Raw genomic sequence first — 17,515 nt, forward strand, 5'->3', positions numbered from 1 at the left:
TTTACCGCACATTTTTACCCCAGTTTCCCTATAAATATCGCCCTGCCGAGGCTGTAATGAGCTGCTTTTTAAACCGCTGCGCCGCCTGACTCTGTTCGCGATGTTTTGACCAGACCAGCCACATCTCGGAAACCGCCTCTTTTTCGGCAATCGCCACCCAGCGCATTTCCTGCAATTGTACCCGCTTAAAGGACGCCGGGAGAATAGAAACCCCAAGTCCGGCGGCAACCAGACCAATAATGGTCATGGCCTCCCCTACTTCCTGAGTAATCACCGGAGCGAGATCGTGGCGACGCATCAGGCCCAAAATATCGTCATACAGACCGGTGCCGACCTGAGGGTCAAAAAAGACAAAGGGCTCTTTTGCCAGCTCTGCCAGCGTCACGGAAGCTTGCGACGCCAGAGGGTGATCCTGCGGGATCATCGCCATCAGGGGTTCGCGCAGGATAACCTGCCACGCCAGAGTATCCGGTAGCGCGGTATTACGCATCAGCCCCAGGTCGAGCGCCCCCTCGTTGAGCGGCGAAATTTGCTCGCGGGTGTTTATTTCGCGGGTCTGAATATGCACGTCCGGGAAATGGCGGCGGAACGATGAGAGGGTTTCTGAGACGGCGCTAATGAAGGGCGCCGACGAGGTAAAGCCGATCCGCAGTTCGCCGGTCTCCCCAAGATACAGCCGCTCCGCCCTGGCAGCGGCGTCATCCACCATGCTCAGAATTTGCCTGCTGTCGGCCAGGAACTGCTTGCCCGCGGCGGTCAGGCTCACGCTACGGTTCGTACGCGCCAGCAAACGCGCCCCAACCTGCTGTTCGAGGATCTGAATTTGCTGGCTGAGCGGTGGCTGAGAGATGTTCAGCCTCGCCGCCGCGCGGCCAAAATGCAGCTCCTCTGCTACCGCCACAAAGTAGCGTAAATGACGCAGTTCGATATTCATATTTTTAAAGTATCATTTGAGATTATTAATATATTAGACAGAATATTTACATTTTCCTACTCTGATCTTGTGGTCATACCCGTCACCAGAAATCACGGGGATGTTTAAGCAAGGAACATGTGTGAGTCGTACAACTACCATTGATATCACTCCGGCAAATGATATTGATGATTTACCTGCAGCATCTCAGCCGGTGCAGTTTATTAAACGTGGTACCCCTCAGTTTATGCGCGTCACGCTGGCGCTTTTCTCAGCGGGTCTCGCAACCTTTGCCCTGCTCTATTGCGTTCAGCCGATCCTGCCCGTGTTATCCCACGAGTTTGGCGTGTCGCCTGCCAGCAGCAGTATTTCGCTTTCTCTCTCCACCGGGATGCTGGCGGTCGGTCTGCTGTTCACCGGGCCGCTCTCAGATGCGATTGGCCGAAAGCAGGTCATGGTCACCGCACTGATGCTGGCCTCCGTCTGTACGCTGCTTTCGACGATGATGACCAGCTGGCACGGTATCCTGATAATGCGTGCGCTGATCGGGTTATCGCTGAGCGGCGTCGCGGCGGTCGGGATGACCTATCTCAGCGAGGAGATCCACCCGAGCTTTGTCGCTTTCTCTATGGGGCTGTACATCAGCGGGAACTCCATCGGCGGGATGAGCGGACGCCTGCTGAGCGGAGTGTTTACGGATTTCTTTAACTGGCGCATTGCGCTGGCGGTGATTGGTTGCTTTGCGCTCGCCTCTGCGCTGATGTTCTGGAAAATTCTGCCGGAATCACGTCACTTCCGCCCGGCGTCCCTGCGTCCCAAAACGCTGTTTATCAACTTCCGCCTGCACTGGCGTGATAAAGGGCTGCCGCGCCTGTTCCTGATGGGTTTTCTGTTGATGGGTTCGTTTGTCACGCTGTTTAACTACATTGGCTATCGCCTGATGCTTTCTCCGTGGCATCTCAGCCAGGCGGTGGTCGGCCTGCTTTCCGTGGCGTACCTCACCGGCACCTGGAGTTCGCCAAAAGCCGGAGCGATGACCGCACGCTACGGTCGTGGCCCGGTGATGCTGTTCTTCACGGCGGTGATGCTCGTCGGCCTGCTGCTGACGCTCTTCTCCTCTCTGTGGCTGATTTTTGCCGGAATGCTGCTCTTCTCTGCAGGCTTTTTCGCCGCCCACTCGGTCGCCAGCAGCTGGATCGGCCCGCGCGCCCGTCGCGCAAAGGGCCAGGCCTCGTCGCTGTATCTGTTTAGCTATTACCTGGGATCAAGCATTGCCGGGACGCTCGGCGGCGTGTTCTGGCACAACTACGGCTGGAACGGCGTGGGCGGGTTTATCGCGCTGATGCTGTGCGCGGCGCTGCTGGTGGGGGCCAGTTTGCATAAACGTCTGCATTAACATTCTGCGGCCTTCGTGTTTAAATCGAGCCGATGCTAATTTTTGTCATCGGCTGATTCAGACACGAGGACTTCATGAAAAACAATAACTACCAGCAACTCACCCGCACCTTCCAGCGTCTCTCCCGCTTCTCCCACCTCTCCTCCATCGCCAGTTGGGACATGTTCACCATGATGCCACCGGGCGGCAGTGCCGCGCGCGGTGAAGCGCTGGCGGAGATGAGCGTCCTGCAACACCAGATCCTGACAGATAAAAAAGTGGGTGACTGGCTGGCTGCCGCGACAAGCGAAGACCTGAATGATGTCGAACAGGCCAACCTGCGTGAAATGACGCGCCATTATCAACAAGCAACATTGCTACCCGAATCGCTGGTGGAAGCAAAATCGCTGGCAGGCAGCAAATGCGAGCACGCGTGGCGTACTCAGCGCCCCGCCAACGACTGGCAGGGGTTTTCCGCCAACCTGAAAGAGGTGGTGAAACTGAGCCGCGAAGAGGCTCGCCTGCGCGCCGACGCCAAAGGGTGTTCGCCCTACGACGCGCTGCTCGATATTTTTGAACCAGACATGACGAGCGCGCGTCTGGACGTGCTGTTCGGCGACATGAAATCCTGGCTGCCGGACCTCCTGGCAAACGTCGTGGAAAAACAGGCTCATCGGTCGTTCGTTCCGCCGCAGGGCCCTTTCCCGACCGCGACGCAGCGTGAGCTGGGTCTGGAAGCCATGAAGATGCTCGGCTTCGATTTTAACGGCGGTCGTCTGGACGTCAGCGCCCACCCGTTCTGCGGCGGCGTGCCGGAAGACGTGCGTATCACCACGCGCTACGACGAGGACGAGCTGCTGAGCGCGCTGTTTGGCGTGATCCACGAAACCGGACATGCGCGTTACGAACAAAACCTGCCGCGCGCCTGGGCCGGACAGCCCGTGGCGCTGGCGCGCTCAACGGCAATCCACGAATCTCAGAGCCTGTTCTTTGAGATGCAGCTCGGGCGTAGCGAGGCCTTCCTGAAGCATCTGCTACCTGCCGTTCACGCCCGCTTTGGCAGTCAGGCTGCGTTCAGCGAAGAGAACTTTATCGCCTGGAACCAGCGCGTGAAGCCGGGCTATATCCGCGTTGATGCGGACGAAGTGAGCTACCCGGCGCACGTGGTGCTGCGCTATGAAATTGAACGCGCGTTGATCAACGGCGACATTGAGGTGGACGACATTCCGGCGCTGTGGGATGAGAAAATGCAGGCCTGGCTTGGGCTATCGACCAAAGATAACTATCGCAACGGCTGTATGCAGGATATCCACTGGACCGACGGCGGCTTTGGGTATTTCCCGTCGTACACGCTGGGTGCGATGTACGCTGCGCAGCTCTTCCACGCCGCGAAAACGGCGCTTCCGGGTCTGCAGGCATCTATCGCTGACGGCGATTTCTCAGCGCTGTTCGACTGGCTGCGCCAGAACGTCTGGCAGCACGGCAGCCGGTTTAGCACCTCTCAGCTGATTACCCAGGCGACGGGGGAAGATCTGAATATCCGCTACTTCCGCGAGCACCTGACGTCACGCTATTTGTAATCGACATCGCCGGGGGAACCCGGCATTGTACAAACGGTTACACGCCGATACCAATCACTCACGGAAACCCCGAGTTTACAGGGATATAGTTCTTTCAACGGCCCCGCAGTGGGGTTAAATGAAAAACCAAATTCGAGGGTATGAAAATGAAAAAAGTATTAGCTCTGGTTGTTGCCGCTGCTATGGGTCTGTCTTCTGCTGCATTTGCTGCTGAAACTACCGCGACCGCAACACCTGCTGCGACTCCAGCTGCAACCACCACCGCTGCGCCAGCCAAAGCGGTTCACCATAAGAAACATCACAAAGCAGCAAAACCTGCTGCAGAGCAGAAAGCCCAGGCCGCTAAAAAGCACCACAAAAAAGCGACCAAACCTGCTGTAGAGCAGAAAGCGCAGGCTGCTAAAAAGCATCACAAAAAAGCAGTAAAACACGAAGCTGCTAAACCAGCTGCACAGCCAGCTGCGTAAGAGTACAAGCTAAACCGTGCCCTTCGGGGCACGTTGGTAAACCGGCGCTGAACCGACCAGTTCCGCGCCGTTTTTTTATCCGGAGGGCGTATGCTGCGGCGCTATCGGTTTGAGCTCATTCTTATCTTGCTTATTTTATGCGCGCTCATCGCAAGCCAGTTTTATCTTTCCTGATTGTAGCACGCTGATTTTACTCCCACTTTCGCGCTGTCCCGTCTATAGTATTTTCATAGGGTTCACTTTTAATAATCATAATTACCCCACCAGAGTGTGATATGCGTAAATCTGTTGTGTTGTTACTGGGAACGTTTGGTCTTTTTTCAGGATTCTTACATGCGGACGATGGTGATGAAGACGCTATCAGCGCCAAAGAGGTCAAGACCCTTTTTTTTGGTCATGATGACCGCACGCGGGTTACCGATCCGACGCAGGCCCCCTGGGATGCCATAGGACAACTGGAAACGGCTAGCGGTAACTTATGTACCGCAACATTAATTACGCCTCAACTGGCACTGACGGCCGGTCATTGCCTTCTCATGCCGCCAGCCGGTAAACCGGATAAAGCTATCGCCCTGCGCTTTGTGTCGCAAAAAGGGGTCTGGCGCTATGAGATCCACGGCATTGAAGGACGGGTTGATCCCTCTCTGGGTAAACGCTTAAAACCGGATGGTGAGGGCTGGATTGTGCCCCCTGCCGCCGCATCCTGGGATTTTGGGCTGATTGTTCTGCGTTATCCGCCATCGGGTATCACGCCCCTGCCCTTATTCGACGGTGACAAAGCCGCGCTGACGGCGGCGCTGAAAGCCGTCGACCGAAAAGTGACGCAATCCGGCTACCCGGTCGATCATCTTGATTCTCTCTACACGCATACGGACTGCACGGTCACTGGCTGGGCGCAAAACAGCGTGCTCTCGCATCAGTGCGATACGCTACCGGGTGACAGCGGGTCACCGCTGATGTTGAAAACCGAGAATGGCTGGCAGTTGATTGGTGTTCAAAGCTCTGCCCCATCCGCCAAAGACAGATGGCGCGCCGACAACCGTGCCCTGTCGGTTACCGGTTTTCGCGACAAGCTGGAAGCGCTCGCGCAGCAATAAAAAAGGCAGCGAATATCGCTGCCTGAAGAGGATGTCGAAACTGACATCAGGCGAGTTTTATCATAATCATGCCTGCGAGCAGCAGAACCAGGCCGATCCAGCCTTTGTGATTCAAACGCTGACCGAACAGGATCCAGCCTGCTGCCAGGGTGGCGGCGATACCGAAGCCACCCCACAGCGCATAGGCCACAGAAAGGTCGATCCCTTTTACCGCCTGCGACAGGGCGCTAAATGCCCCCAGCACGGCGGCAATGGACATCAATCCATAAAACTTACGGCGAAAACCGTCAGAGAATTTTAAAAAGACGTTAGCCACGATTTCAAGCACGATGGCCAGCGCCAGCCAGGCCGCGTGGATCCATTCAAACTGCTGCATGAGCCTGCTCCTTCTGCTGTTTCGTCGGTTTACGTGTACCCGATTTAATCAGCACGATCCCTACCACCAGCGTGGTTAATCCAGCAATTTTCATTGTCGACAAGGTTTCGTCAAATATCATGACGCTGAACAGCGTGATCAATAAAATACCGATACCTTCCCACAGGGCATACGCGACACCCAGCGCGATTTTTTTTACCGCAAATGAGAGGAAAATATAGGAAAGGGTAATCATCACCAGCATTAAAATAAAACCGGTATTACCATCGCTCACGCTTGCCCATTTCATCGACAGGGTGCCGGTAATTTCAGCGATAATAGCCAGGGCTAATAAAATCCAGTAAAACATGTTCTTCTCCTGCTTGAGAATATAATCCATCGTGGCTCGCGTTGGACAGCAAACCAAAAAATATTAAATGAGATCAGACAGCTAAGCGCAGGGCGCCAGCTCAGGCAGAAGACGTGACTACAGCGCGTTGCGCCAGTGTTGCTCACCAGACAGAAGGCAGAAGGAAGTGGAGAATACAGCGGTGTTTGTTGAAAAATACGTCCTGAACAAATTGTCCATAAAATTACAATTATCCGCGTTGTTGCTTCTCGTCTTTGCGGATGAAAATTGTCCTCGGTAGTTGAACACGCTAGATTTGTACCATAAGCCAGGGTTTTACTCAAAGTCTTTTCATTTCTTTACCCATTCTGTTTGATTTTGGTTAGTTTTTTTACTCGGATAATGCATCTATTATAAATAAAACATTATTCAGGAACTTCCATGGCTAAACCCATCATTACCCTGAACGGGCTGAAGATTGTCATTATGCTGGGCATGCTGGTAATCATATTGACCGGCGTTCGTTTTGCAGCCGACATCATTGTGCCATTTATTCTGGCGCTTTTTATTGCGGTGATCCTGAACCCGCTGGTACAGCGCCTGGTGCGGCTACGCGTTCCCCGCGTGCTGGCGATCACGCTGCTCATCAGCATTATCATCGTTGTCATGGTGCTACTGGTGGCCTATCTCGGGACATCGTTGAACGAGCTGGCGCGTACGCTACCAAAATACCGTTCTTCGCTGGCGATCCCGCTCCTGCAACTCGAGCCCTGGCTGCAGCGGGCAGGTATTGAGGTCTCGGTTGAGGAACTGCTGAAGTATATCGATCCGAATGCCGCCATGACCCTCGTTACCAGCCTGCTGGCGCAGCTCTCTAACGCTATGACATCCATTTTCCTGCTGTTTTTGACGGTCGTGTTTATGCTGCTGGAAGTGCCACAACTGCCCGCAAAGCTGCAGCAAATCATGGTTCGTCCGGTAGAAGGAATGGGGGCGATTCAGCGTGCGCTGGACAGCGTTTCACGCTATCTGGTGCTGAAAACCGCCATCAGCCTGGTGACTGGCCTGGTGGTCTGGGGGATGCTCGTCGCGCTGGATGTCCGCTTCGCTTTCGTCTGGGGATTGCTGGCCTTTGCCCTCAACTACATTCCTAACATCGGTTCCGTGCTGGCGGCGATCCCCCCTATTCTTCAGACGCTGGTGTTCAGTGGGCTTTATGATGCGCTGGTTCTGTTAGCGGGTTATCTGGCGATCAACCTGGTGTTCGGGAACATTCTTGAACCACGCATGATGGGCCGCGGGCTGGGGCTTTCCACGCTGGTGGTGTTCCTGTCCCTGATATTCTGGGGCTGGCTGCTGGGTCCCGTGGGTATGCTGCTTTCTGTTCCACTGACGATCATCGTGAAGATTGGGCTGGAGCAAACGGCGGGCGGGCAAAGCATCGCCGTGCTGCTAAGCGATATGGATCATCGCTAGCCCCTCCATCGCCCTGCACCAGACTCTTGATCGCCGAATCGGCGATCAAGAGTGCCCGGGACATCATCTCCAGCCCATTTCCGGTGCGACATGCTTCAGAATGGACTCAATAACATGTGCGTTATAGTCCACGCCAAGCTGGTTCGGCACGGTCAGCAAGAGCGTATCCGCCTCGGCGATGGCCTCATCCTTTTTCAACTGTTCGATCAGCGCGTCAGGCTCTGCGGCATAGCTGCGACCGAAAATAGCGCGCGTTTTCTCATCAAGATAACCGACACTATCGCTCTCATTGCGGCTTGAACCGAAATACATCCGGTCGCGGTCATCCATCAGGGCAAAAATGCTGCGGCTGACCGACACGCGTGGCTGACGGGTATGCCCCGCGTCGACCCAGGCCTGCCGATACGCGCGGATCTGCTTTGCCTGCTGAATATGAAACGGCTCGCCGGTTTCATCGTCCTTCAGCGTGGAGCTTTGCAAATTCATTCCGAGGGTAGCGGCCCATACCGCGGTCGCATTCGACCCCGCGCCCCACCAGATACGGTCCCGCAAGCCTTCGGAATGCGGCTCCAGACGCAATAACCCTGGCGGGTTCGGGAACATCGGCTGTGGATTCGGTTTTGCAAATCCTTCTCCGCGCAGCACCTCGAGCAGCACCTCGGTATGACGGCGCGCCATATCCGATTCGTCTTCCCCTTCCTGCGGAACATAGCCAAAATGACGCCAGCCATCAATGACCTGCTCCGGGGAACCGCGGCTGATGCCAAGCTGTAAACGACCGCCGGAAATGAGATCCGCTGCCCCCGCGTCCTCCGCCATATACATCGGGTTCTCATAGCGCATGTCGATCACGCCCGTACCGATTTCAATACGTTTGGTTTTTGCACCTATCGCCGCCAGTAAGGGGAACGGTGAGCTCAGCTGGCGGGCAAAGTGGTGTACGCGGAAATAGGCACCGTCTGCTCCCAGCTCTTCGGCCGCCACGGCCAAATCGATCGACTGCAGCAGCGTGTCTGCCGCCGAGCGCGTACCGGACTGCGGCGACGGCGTCCAGTGACCAAAGGATAAAAACCCGATCTTTTTCATGACTCTGTGTCCTGATAATGCTTTGCGTTGTACCTACTTTACGCATTACCGGGTGAGAATAAATGGCGTTTATTTAACGGAGTGATTCAAATAAATTGATTGAATTTTTTTCAGGTCCGTCAGGTAAAAAACGGCTGGTTATCGCTTTGATTTAACGTTACTACTCTATGTCAGGACTTTTACACCGGACAGAAAATGAAAAGACGCTATGTTGTTGCGGATGTTTTTACTGACACCCCGTTTCTGGGTAACCCTGTCGCCGTCGTACTCGATGCGGAGGGTATGAGCAAAGCACAAATGCAGCAGGTCGCCGTTGAATTTGGCTACAGCGAAACCACATTCGTTCTGCCGCCAGACAATCCCTCCAATACGGCACACGTGCGAATCTTTACGCCCTCGCGCGAGATCCCCTTCGCCGGGCACCCGAATGTTGGAACTGCATACGTGCTGGCCCATCACGCCGCGATGAATCATCAGCCCCTGCCTGATACGCTGCACTTCGAGGAAATAGCCGGTCTGGTGCCCGTGCGCCTGCTGCGTGACAACAATACCGTGACTGGCGCAGAACTCCTGGTACCTGAGGTACTCTCCTGCCGCTCTGAAGTTAGCCCCGAAAGCGTGGCTGCCTGCTTATCCCTGAACGCAGAAGATATCCGTACCGAGGTACATATGCCTGTTGTCGCATCGGTAGGTCTGCCCTTCCTGATAGCCGAGCTGGCTTCTCGCGAGGCGCTTCGTCGGTGCGTGCCGGATTTACAGGGTTTTCGCGCGACGTTACCGCTGGATGGCGCGGTCTCCCTCTATGCCTATACCCTGGATACGGATCCCGATGAACCTCAAGATGTCCAGGCCCGTATGTTTACTCCCCGCATGACAGAAGATCCTGCAACAGGCAGCGCGACGGCCGCTGCAACGGCGCTGCTGGCGTTTCACCGCAATAAAACGACGCTTAACCTTAACGTCAGTCAGGGCGTTGATATGGGACGATCAAGCGTGCTTTTCGCAGGGTACGATGCCTCGTCCGGAAAGGCGGTGGTTCGTGTAGGGGGAAAATGTGTGATTACACTTGAAGGCGCATTTTCACTCTAACGGTGCAATGGCGTTTACCTTTACGACACCCGATGGGATATATTGGCACAATACTTTTATCACAGGTAAAACCGGCAATGGCTTTGATCCCCAAAAACTACGCACGGCTGGAAAGCGGCTATCGCGAAAAAGCTTTAAAAATCTACCCATGGGTCTGCGGACGCTGCTCGCGGGAGTTCGTCTATTCCAATCTGCGTGAATTGACGGTTCACCATATCGATCACGACCATACCAACAACCCGGAGGATGGTAGCAACTGGGAGCTGTTGTGCCTGTTTTGCCATGACCATGAGCACTCAAAATACACCGAAGCGGATCAGTACGGTACTACCGTCGTGGCCGGTGAAGACGCGCAAAAAGACGTGGGCGTCGCCACGTTTAACCCGTTTGCCGATTTAAAAGCGATGATGGATAAGAAGAAATAATCGTTCACCGCCCATACCTGCCGTATGGGCGGCTCAGGAAAGGATAAAGGCATGGACACCCTCCGCTGCTACTGGGATATGTTTTATACCGCCTACGGTTTACTTTTCACGAGAATACTTAGCCTCATACTTCTGGTCTGGCTGTGCCATGATTTTCTGCGCCGCATTAGGAAAAACGCTGCTGATGCAGCTGGCCCGATCGCAGAAGCCGATGCCCGGGAGCGGTATCAATGGCGTTTTCAGCTGTGGTCATTGCGAACCGTACAAATCCTCTGCCTGCTCTCACTTTTCTGGATGCTTATTAAGGGGCTCTTTGCCTGACCCTTCCCTGTTAAAAGGTTCAGGTGATAGCGGCTTTCGCCCCAACGGATTACGCGGCGGTCAGCGCAAAACGGTCTTTCAGGACATGGCGGATTTCCTCCGCCGCCAGCTGCCGCGTTTCAGTGCCGTTCGCCGTGATGGTTTTCAGCATATCGCCCAGTAAAATCTGGCGTCCCTCCGGGCTGTGCTGCACCACCACCCGCTTCTGCACAAAGATCGCCTCCGGGTGCGTGGAGTTAAGGTAGTTGGCCGGGACGAAATCAATCCATTCCTGAGGCGTGAGATCAAAGCCGTATTGATTAGCCCATTCCCCCTCCACCTTCGCCTGAAGCAGGTACTCGCCCTCCGCGCTGCGGCTCAGTCGGAACGTGTCGAAATCCTGCGTGATTTCCACATCAAGCGTGTCTAACGCCATCGGCGCGCGAATGCCGTAGCTGCCGAACCCGAGGTCGCAAAGCCACTGTCGGCTCTCCACCTCAGCGATGAGTGCCATATGGGTTTTCGGCCGCCGCGCGGGGTAGAACATCGGGCGCGCCGCCACAAAACGGTAAGGTATCCCTAACGCCGCCAGCGCCATGGCAAAAAGCCCGTTCACCTCATAGCAGTAGCCGCCGCGCCCCTGCGTTAGCACCTTATCGGCAATGTCGTCTGGCACCAGAGAGACAACTTTGCCCGCCTGTACATCCAGATTTTCAAACGGGACTGAAAAGAGCTGATGACGCATAAGAGCATGCAGAGTGACCGTATCGGCCCCCGCCGGTCCGGTATAGTTTATGCGTTTGAAATAGGTGGAAATGTTGAAGTTTTCGCTGTGCATAATGCCTCCTTGTCCTGAACATGTCGGACACTATAGATGGCGCACATCATTGGCTGTATAGTCAGTTTTATCGAAAATTAGCCTGAACAGATACTCATGTCTGCCCCGTCCCCGTCGTCCCCACACTATCGCCGAATTGCCGAGATGCTGCGCCTCACGCTGACGTCTGGCGCGCTGCGTGCCGGTGACCGGATGATCTCCGCGCGTAAACTGGCCGAACGCGAGCACGTTAGCCTTCCAACGGCGCTGGAGGCCCTTCGCTGCCTGGAGGCTGAAGGGCTGCTCGTTGCGCGCCCGCGTTCAGGTTATTACATCCGCCAGACCAGCCTGCCTCCGAGCGTGGAAACTTCCCGTTCCCCGCCAGGTCCGGTGCCTGTCACCCTGTCCGCCGTGGCCCGGTCGCTGTTCAGCAGTGCAGAAGCCCGTCTGGTTCCGCTGGGCGCCGCCCTGCCCGATCCCACGTGGCTGCCAGGAGATGCGCTACAGCGGGCGTTGCACTCTGCGAGTCGTCGTCTGGACGCGCATGGGCAGAGCTATAGCCTGCCTCCGGGAAGGGTTGATTTGCGCACCAGGATTGCCGCGCGTTCTGCGCAATGGGGAGCCCGTTTCGGCGCAGACGATCTCATTATTACCGCAGGCGCAACGCAGGCGCTGCGTCTGGCCCTTCGGGCCGTGTGTCAGCCGGGTGATGTCGTGGCGATTGAGCAGCCCGCTTATTTTGGCACGCTCCTGCTGCTGGAGGATTTAGGCCTGAAGGCCTTAGCGATCCCCACCGACCCTGTCGAAGGCCTGCTGCTGGAACCGCTGGCGGACGCCATTCGCTGCCACCGGCCCGCTGCCGTTCTGGCCTCGCCCACCGTGCAAAACCCGCTAGGTGCCAGCATGCCCGTCGCGCGCAAGCAGGAACTGGTTGCCCTGCTTGAAGAGGCAGAAATTCCTTTGATTGAGGACGATGTTTACGGTGACCTGGTCGGTGACGGGCAGCGACCTCCGGCCTGTAAGGCATTCGACCAGAGCGGGAATGTGATTTACTGCAGCTCGCTGTCTAAAACGCTTGCGCCGGGCTGGCGAATCGGCTGGATTGCGCCCGGACGCTACCATTTGCAGGTTTTACAGGCCCGCATGGCCGGAGACTGGGCGGGCGCCCCGCTGCTGGAAGCCGCGGCGAGCGAGATGCTCGCAAGCGGCGACTACGATCGCCACCTGCGGCGGCTAAAGCGCCGGGTTGCACAGGGTGTTTTAGCCGTCGTCGCACGAGTCGAAGCCAGCTTTCCACCGGGTACGCGCGTTAGCGTACCCGCAGCCGGTTTCCTGCTGTGGGTAGAACTGCCTCAGCAGGTCAACGCGCTGGAGGTGCACCGTCGCGCGCTGGCGCTGGGCATTGGCGTCAGCCCTGGCCCCCTGTTTTCCCCGGCCGCAGGGTTAACCCACTTTCTGCGGCTGAACTGCGCAAACGAACCCACGCCCCGCCTGCTGAACGCCGTGGAACAGATTGGCGCGCTGTGTCACGAGCTGGCTGTTTTCACACCAGACTCTCCAGCCACTCGGTAAAGACCCGCACCTTGCGGGAGAGGTGGCGGTGCGGGTAGAGAAGCGACAGTTTGCGGTCCGGAGAGCGATGCTTTGGTAGAACTTCAACCAGAAGACCGCGGTCAATGTAAGGCTGGAGAAAGAGATTCATCCCCTGCATTAACCCCAGCCCGGCAAGGCCTGCCGCGATGTAGGCCTCGGAGTTATCCACGACAAGCTTACCTGGCAGAGTAATCTCCGCGATGCCTTCTGGCGTCGTAAACGTCCACGGATGGATTTGTCTGCTGTTGTTATTCACCCAGTTGATGGCCTGATGTTGGTGTAAATCATCCAGCGTTTCTGGCGTGCCGTGTTGTGCCAGCCAGGCCGGACTGGCACAGGTCGTAATTTTGATGTTCCCCACTTTTCGCGCGATATAGTCGCCGTCGTCCAGTTCGCCCACCCGCAGCACGCAGTCCAGGCCGTCCCGGAGCATATCCCGGCGGCGATCGGAGCTGCTCAGAATGATGTCGATCTCAGGATGCTGCCGATAAAAATCAGGCAGGTTCGGTATCACCCGCAGCGCCGCAAAAGCGATGGGCATATCCACACGCAGCTGGCCGTGTATTGCCCGGCCAGCACCAAACGACTCCAGCAATTCGTCCGCCTGCGCCAGCAGGGGTTTACTCCGGCGATAAAACGCATCGCCATCCGGCGTCAGGCTAATCCGACGCGTTGTTCGCTGCAGCAAACGCGTGCCGCTGTGCTGCTCCAGAAGCTGTAACGCTTTGGTGACCGCTGGGCGATGGATCTGCAGGTTTTCCGCAGCCCTGGACAAGCTCCCCGACTCGACAATTTCAATAAAAATTCGAATAGATTCAAAGAGGTTTATGTTCATAAAGGACGCTCTTACCGCGAGCAGGATAGAATTATTGTTATTAATTTTATAACAGTGATGAATCTTTTTGGCTATTTTTCCTAACAATTCTACGCCCTACACTCTCCTCCATTCAAACAAGAGGGAGAGTCCGCTATGAAAAATAACCGTATCTGTCAGATCCTGGGGATCGAAAAACCTGTTATTCAGGGACCGTTATCCTGGCTCACGGATGCCCGTTTAGTTGCCGCTGTCAGCAATGCTGGCGGGCTCGGCGTGCTGGGACCCAATGCCGGTTTAACCGCGGACACCGCAGTTTCCACGCCGGAAGAGACCGCCGAAAAAATGCGCGAGGAGATTCGTAAAACCAAACGGCTGACCGAGAAACCCTTTGGCGTGAACCTGATCCCCACAGCCGTTAATGACGTCTGGACAGGGCCGATCCTTCAGGTGGTGAAAGAAGAAGGCGTCAGGGTTGTGGTGTATACGGGCTATGGGGAAGGCAGCATTATTCCTGCGCTGTTCAGCGAGTTAAAAGAGGCGGGTATCGCCATTATCTACCGCGACATCAATCCAACGCCGGAGAACACCCGCCTCGCAGAAGAAATGGGGGCAGACATTATCGTGGCTACCGGTTTTGATGAGGGCGGGACCTTACCCGCAACGGCACTTGGCACCTTTTCCATCGTGCCGCTGATTGCCGATGCCGTGAAGCACGTCCCGGTGATGGCCGCGGGCGGCATTACCGATAATCGCACCGCCAGAGCGGCGCATGCATTGGGTGCGGAAGGCGTGTTTGCCGGTTCGGTCTTTATCAGCACGGAAGAAAGCCGCGTGCCGCAGAGCGTCAAAGAGAAAATTGTTGCCGCCAACGGCCTCGATTTGCTGCTTTTCCGCACCGTGCCCCATTACTACCGCGCTCTTCCCGGCATGCTGGCGGAAAAACTGGCGGCGATGGATAAAGCAGGCGCAAGCAACGAAGAGCTGGGCAAGGCGATGGGTGGATTACGGGGCCTGCGCCTTGGCATGCTCGAAGGCAACACCGATGAAGGCTATATCGCGCTCGGCACGGGGATTGGGAACATCCGCAGCGTGAAAAGCGTGGCCGAGATCGTCAATGCGTTAACGGTTGAGTAAGCCCTTAACTCTGATGCTATGGACGCTGCACAAGAGCGGCGTCCGTACACCGTCTGCGGTTGTTTTTCACAAATTGAGGATTGCGCGTTCTTTAACGACAGCGTCAGGATTGGCAGTTTTCACCGCAGCCAGAAAAGCCGTGAAGTTATGATTCCAGAGGGTGAGATTGTTATAAAACTGCACTTGCTTTTCATTAACACCGTCACGGTAAATAACAATCCAGGCCCGTCTGCTATTTATCTCGGTATTCCCCGGCCCGATTTTAATGATATCAGCCAGCGCAATCTTGCGGGTGGCGTTGTTTTTAACTTCATATAAAAACTGGTCATCATAAAACCAGGTTTTACCTGCATTCCCGCCAAATAGTGAGGGGTTGGCAGATATCTTTTTCATCCCGTTACGATCTGAAATGATGCGTTTTGCCTGGCGAATGCGCCTGACAAAAAAGCTTAACAGAATGAAAAACGCAATGAGGGGCAGCGCGACTGATATCATTTTTAAACTCTCGTGCATCCCTCTGCCCCGCCATACCTTTTTATTAACGCGTGAGTATAACGCGCCGATCGTTTATGACAACAACCCTTACGGTCAGGGAATAATCCGCGCGGCTCTCAGCTGCGCAAACAGGCGGAAAAACATCTCATCGGTGGCCTGCATTTGCGTAAAGCCCGCCCTGCGCAGCTTGCTCCCGTCCCCAAACATGTCGTAATTCCAGCTAAAGACAAAATCGGCAAACTGTCCGTCGCTCAGTTGCAAAATATCCGCTTCCACCAGCCGCTCTCCGGCAAGCTCGCGCCATACGCCGCGATAGTCGTTAAACAGCTGATGAAATGACAACCTCACCGGCGGCGCAGAGTCCAGTTCAAACCAGCGTGCGATACGCGGCCACAGCTCGCTCCAGCGCCAGATATCGCCATTGTTCACGTTGAACGCCTGATTCTGTGCTGCGGGTGACGTGGCGGCCCACAGCGTTGCCTCGGCCAGCAGCCCGGCGTCGGTATGATCAACGATGCTGTGCCAGGTCTGTTCCGAGCCGGGAAAACGCAGCGGTAAATCCAGCGCCTTGCACAGGGAGGCGTACAGGGCGATGCTCAGCGCAAGGTTCATGGCATTGCCCGGTACCGCACCCCCCACCACGCCCGGCCTGATGGCATTCCAGTGCCAGCGTTTTCCCCGCTGAAACTGGCTGAGCCAGGTGAGCTGCGCAGCGTTAAATTCGGCACCCGCTACGCCGGGATCGCTTTCCCGCGCCGGGGTTTTAAACGGCCCAAGATGCGCACCATAGACTTTGTACCCCTGCATCAGGCTTACCGTCTGCAAAGGTGTCGTTTTTTCGAGGGTGCTGACCAGATTACGCAGCATGGTGACGTTCGGCTCAACCATGTCTGTCCAGTTCGCCGCGTTCGCCCAGGCGCTGTAAAAAATGTGGGTGACACCGTTCAGGGCGTGCAGCGCCCGTGCAGTGTCCTGCGCATCCAGTAAATCGACGTTCACCAGGGGGATGCCGTCAGGATGAGACTCGGCATGGCGGCTAAGGCCGATCACCTTCCACTGATGGTGCAGAAGCGTGTTGACCAGCTGTCTGCCGACAATGCCGCTGGCACCCGCGACCAGGGCGACGTTGTGTTGCTGCATCTTATTCATGGTGTTTCTCCGGAATGGGTGACAGACGCAGTGTGATATATTATTTTTTCTGGAGATATCCCCTGAAACCGATGGCACTTATTAGCAGAATCATTAAATGAATAACAAGCTCAATGCCATTTCTACCTTTCTGCGCGTCGCTGAAGCGGGCTCGTTTTCTGCAGCCGCCCGTCAGACAGGTATTAAGCAGTCCGCCGTCAGTCAACAGATCGCGGCGCTTGAGGAATCGCTGGGTGTGGTATTGCTGCACCGTACAACGCGTACGATGAAGCTGACCGAACAGGGTGAACGTTACCGGCGAGATATGCAGCTTGTGCTGGACGCCATGGGGGAAGCGGAGAGGCGTTTACATCCTGTCGATCATAGCGTTCAGGGACGCGTTCATGTCCAGTTACCGAGCGGCCTGGGGCAGATCATTTTGCCGCATCTGCTGGCGCTACAGCGCCTGCACCCCGAACTGCAGCTGATGATTTCCCTGGATGACCGCCTTGCCGATCTGGTGACGGAAGGTGTGGATGTTGCGATACGGCTGAGCAGTGAGCCTCCGCAGGCGCACGCGGCTCGCGTGCTGGCGCGGATTGAAGCTGCGCTGTTTGCCGCTCCCGGCTTTCAGGCGGTACACGCCGTCAGCGAGCTGGCGACGCTGCCCCACGTACGGTTCAGCGGTATTCCGCTGGATGCCCCCCTGCGTCTGGTTTCTGGCGAGGAAACGCTCGAGATCAGCGTAAATACCGTTTTCCGTGCCAACACCAGCGACGCTCTGCTGCAGGCGCTGGAGTCCGGCATCGGTATCGGCGGCCTCCAGCGACCGCTCGTGGTCAGAGCGCTGCAGGCGGGCACGCTGGTACCGGTACTGCCCGACTGGCGGTTACCCGATCGCTTCCTCTATGCCGTATATCCTGACGCCCGCTTTATTCCGCTGCGCGTCAGAAAGGTCATCAGCGTGATTGAGCAGTTACTGCCTGAGATCGCGACGCATGAAACCACAAAATAGTCGC

Annotated in this window: 19 protein-coding genes; 11 read left to right on the plus strand and 8 right to left on the minus strand. The window is 56.1% G+C overall.

From position 1 onward, the window contains the following. Positions 1-28: 28 nt before the first annotated feature. Positions 29-934 (minus strand): LysR family transcriptional regulator, encoded by a 906-nt coding sequence (locus HV355_RS14095; protein ID WP_010430552.1) that lies wholly within the window; start codon positions 932-934, stop codon positions 29-31. A gap of 121 nt (positions 935-1,055) precedes the next feature. On the opposite strand from HV355_RS14095, the gene HV355_RS14100 reads away from it, so the two are divergent. The 4 genes from HV355_RS14100 to HV355_RS14115 all read left to right on the plus strand — a co-directional run bounded on the left by HV355_RS14100 (position 1,056) and on the right by HV355_RS14115 (position 5,432). Beyond that, on the plus strand, positions 1,056-2,309 hold the full coding sequence (locus HV355_RS14100; RefSeq protein WP_010430549.1) for an MFS transporter: 1,254 nt from the start codon (positions 1,056-1,058) through the stop codon (positions 2,307-2,309). A gap of 74 nt (positions 2,310-2,383) precedes the next feature. Further along, entirely contained in the window at positions 2,384-3,868 is a 1,485-nt protein-coding gene (locus tag HV355_RS14105) for a carboxypeptidase M32 (protein WP_182402357.1), read from the plus strand. Positions 3,869-4,014: 146 nt separating this feature from the next. Further along, entirely contained in the window at positions 4,015-4,335 is a 321-nt protein-coding gene (asr, locus tag HV355_RS14110) for an acid resistance repetitive basic protein Asr (RefSeq protein WP_182402359.1), read from the plus strand. A gap of 275 nt (positions 4,336-4,610) precedes the next feature. Continuing rightward, positions 4,611-5,432, plus strand: coding sequence for a serine protease (locus tag HV355_RS14115; protein ID WP_010430540.1), 822 nt, complete (start codon positions 4,611-4,613; stop codon positions 5,430-5,432). A 46-nt stretch (positions 5,433-5,478) separates the two neighbouring features. On the opposite strand, the gene mdtI is transcribed toward HV355_RS14115, so the two are convergent. Together mdtI and mdtJ are read right to left on the minus strand one after the other, a co-directional pair. Next, entirely contained in the window at positions 5,479-5,808 is a 330-nt protein-coding gene (gene mdtI / locus HV355_RS14120; protein ID WP_010430539.1) for a multidrug/spermidine efflux SMR transporter subunit MdtI, read from the minus strand. Then, positions 5,795-6,157, minus strand: a complete 363-nt coding sequence (mdtJ, locus tag HV355_RS14125) for a multidrug/spermidine efflux SMR transporter subunit MdtJ (protein WP_010430538.1) — start codon at positions 6,155-6,157, stop codon at positions 5,795-5,797. The genes mdtI and mdtJ overlap by 14 nt, the downstream gene beginning before the upstream one ends. 420 nt (positions 6,158-6,577) lie before the next feature. Here mdtJ and HV355_RS14130 point away from each other — a divergent pair, with 420 nt between their 5' ends. Further along, positions 6,578-7,612: an AI-2E family transporter gene (locus tag HV355_RS14130; protein ID WP_148399427.1), complete on the plus strand. Its 1,035-nt coding sequence runs from the start codon at positions 6,578-6,580 to the stop codon at positions 7,610-7,612. 63 nt (positions 7,613-7,675) lie between these two features. Here the strand turns inward: HV355_RS14130 and HV355_RS14135 are convergent, their stop codons facing one another. Further along, positions 7,676-8,698, minus strand: a complete 1,023-nt coding sequence (locus tag HV355_RS14135) for an LLM class flavin-dependent oxidoreductase (protein ID WP_182402361.1) — start codon at positions 8,696-8,698, stop codon at positions 7,676-7,678. A 195-nt stretch (positions 8,699-8,893) separates the two neighbouring features. Here HV355_RS14135 and HV355_RS14140 point away from each other — a divergent pair, with 195 nt between their 5' ends. From HV355_RS14140 to HV355_RS14150, 3 genes are all read left to right on the plus strand, one after another. Beyond that, positions 8,894-9,787, plus strand: a complete 894-nt coding sequence (locus HV355_RS14140; protein ID WP_182402363.1) for a PhzF family phenazine biosynthesis protein — start codon at positions 8,894-8,896, stop codon at positions 9,785-9,787. A 77-nt stretch (positions 9,788-9,864) separates the two neighbouring features. Next, positions 9,865-10,212, plus strand: a complete 348-nt coding sequence (gene yajD, locus HV355_RS14145; RefSeq protein WP_003857471.1) for an HNH nuclease YajD — start codon at positions 9,865-9,867, stop codon at positions 10,210-10,212. 51 nt (positions 10,213-10,263) lie between these two features. Next, entirely contained in the window at positions 10,264-10,533 is a 270-nt protein-coding gene (locus HV355_RS14150) for a hypothetical protein (protein WP_023335495.1), read from the plus strand. A gap of 49 nt (positions 10,534-10,582) precedes the next feature. Here the strand turns inward: HV355_RS14150 and HV355_RS14155 are convergent, their stop codons facing one another. Then, positions 10,583-11,350 (minus strand): arylamine N-acetyltransferase, encoded by a 768-nt coding sequence (locus HV355_RS14155; protein ID WP_182402365.1) that lies wholly within the window; start codon positions 11,348-11,350, stop codon positions 10,583-10,585. Between the two features lie 96 nt (positions 11,351-11,446). Here HV355_RS14155 and HV355_RS14160 point away from each other — a divergent pair, with 96 nt between their 5' ends. Next, positions 11,447-12,901, plus strand: coding sequence for a PLP-dependent aminotransferase family protein (locus HV355_RS14160; protein WP_182402367.1), 1,455 nt, complete (start codon positions 11,447-11,449; stop codon positions 12,899-12,901). Here the strand turns inward: HV355_RS14160 and HV355_RS14165 are convergent. Continuing rightward, entirely contained in the window at positions 12,873-13,757 is an 885-nt protein-coding gene (locus HV355_RS14165; RefSeq protein WP_126815424.1) for a LysR family transcriptional regulator, read from the minus strand. The genes HV355_RS14160 and HV355_RS14165 overlap by 29 nt on opposite strands. 135 nt (positions 13,758-13,892) lie before the next feature. Here HV355_RS14165 and HV355_RS14170 point away from each other — a divergent pair, with 135 nt between their 5' ends. Next, positions 13,893-14,873, plus strand: coding sequence for a nitronate monooxygenase (locus tag HV355_RS14170; protein ID WP_182402369.1), 981 nt, complete (start codon positions 13,893-13,895; stop codon positions 14,871-14,873). A 66-nt stretch (positions 14,874-14,939) separates the two neighbouring features. Here the strand turns inward: HV355_RS14170 and HV355_RS14175 are convergent, their stop codons facing one another. After that, entirely contained in the window at positions 14,940-15,386 is a 447-nt protein-coding gene (locus HV355_RS14175; protein ID WP_182402371.1) for a hypothetical protein, read from the minus strand. 75 nt (positions 15,387-15,461) lie between these two features. After that, positions 15,462-16,517, minus strand: coding sequence for an SDR family oxidoreductase (locus tag HV355_RS14180; RefSeq protein WP_182402373.1), 1,056 nt, complete (start codon positions 16,515-16,517; stop codon positions 15,462-15,464). 97 nt (positions 16,518-16,614) lie between these two features. Here HV355_RS14180 and HV355_RS14185 point away from each other — a divergent pair, with 97 nt between their 5' ends. Continuing rightward, positions 16,615-17,511, plus strand: a complete 897-nt coding sequence (locus HV355_RS14185; RefSeq protein ID WP_182402374.1) for a LysR family transcriptional regulator — start codon at positions 16,615-16,617, stop codon at positions 17,509-17,511. The last annotated feature ends 4 nt before the right edge of the window (positions 17,512-17,515 follow it).

It is taken from the genome of Enterobacter sp. RHBSTW-01064 (assembly GCF_014103035.1).
GTDB lineage: Bacteria > Pseudomonadota > Gammaproteobacteria > Enterobacterales > Enterobacteriaceae > Enterobacter > Enterobacter mori.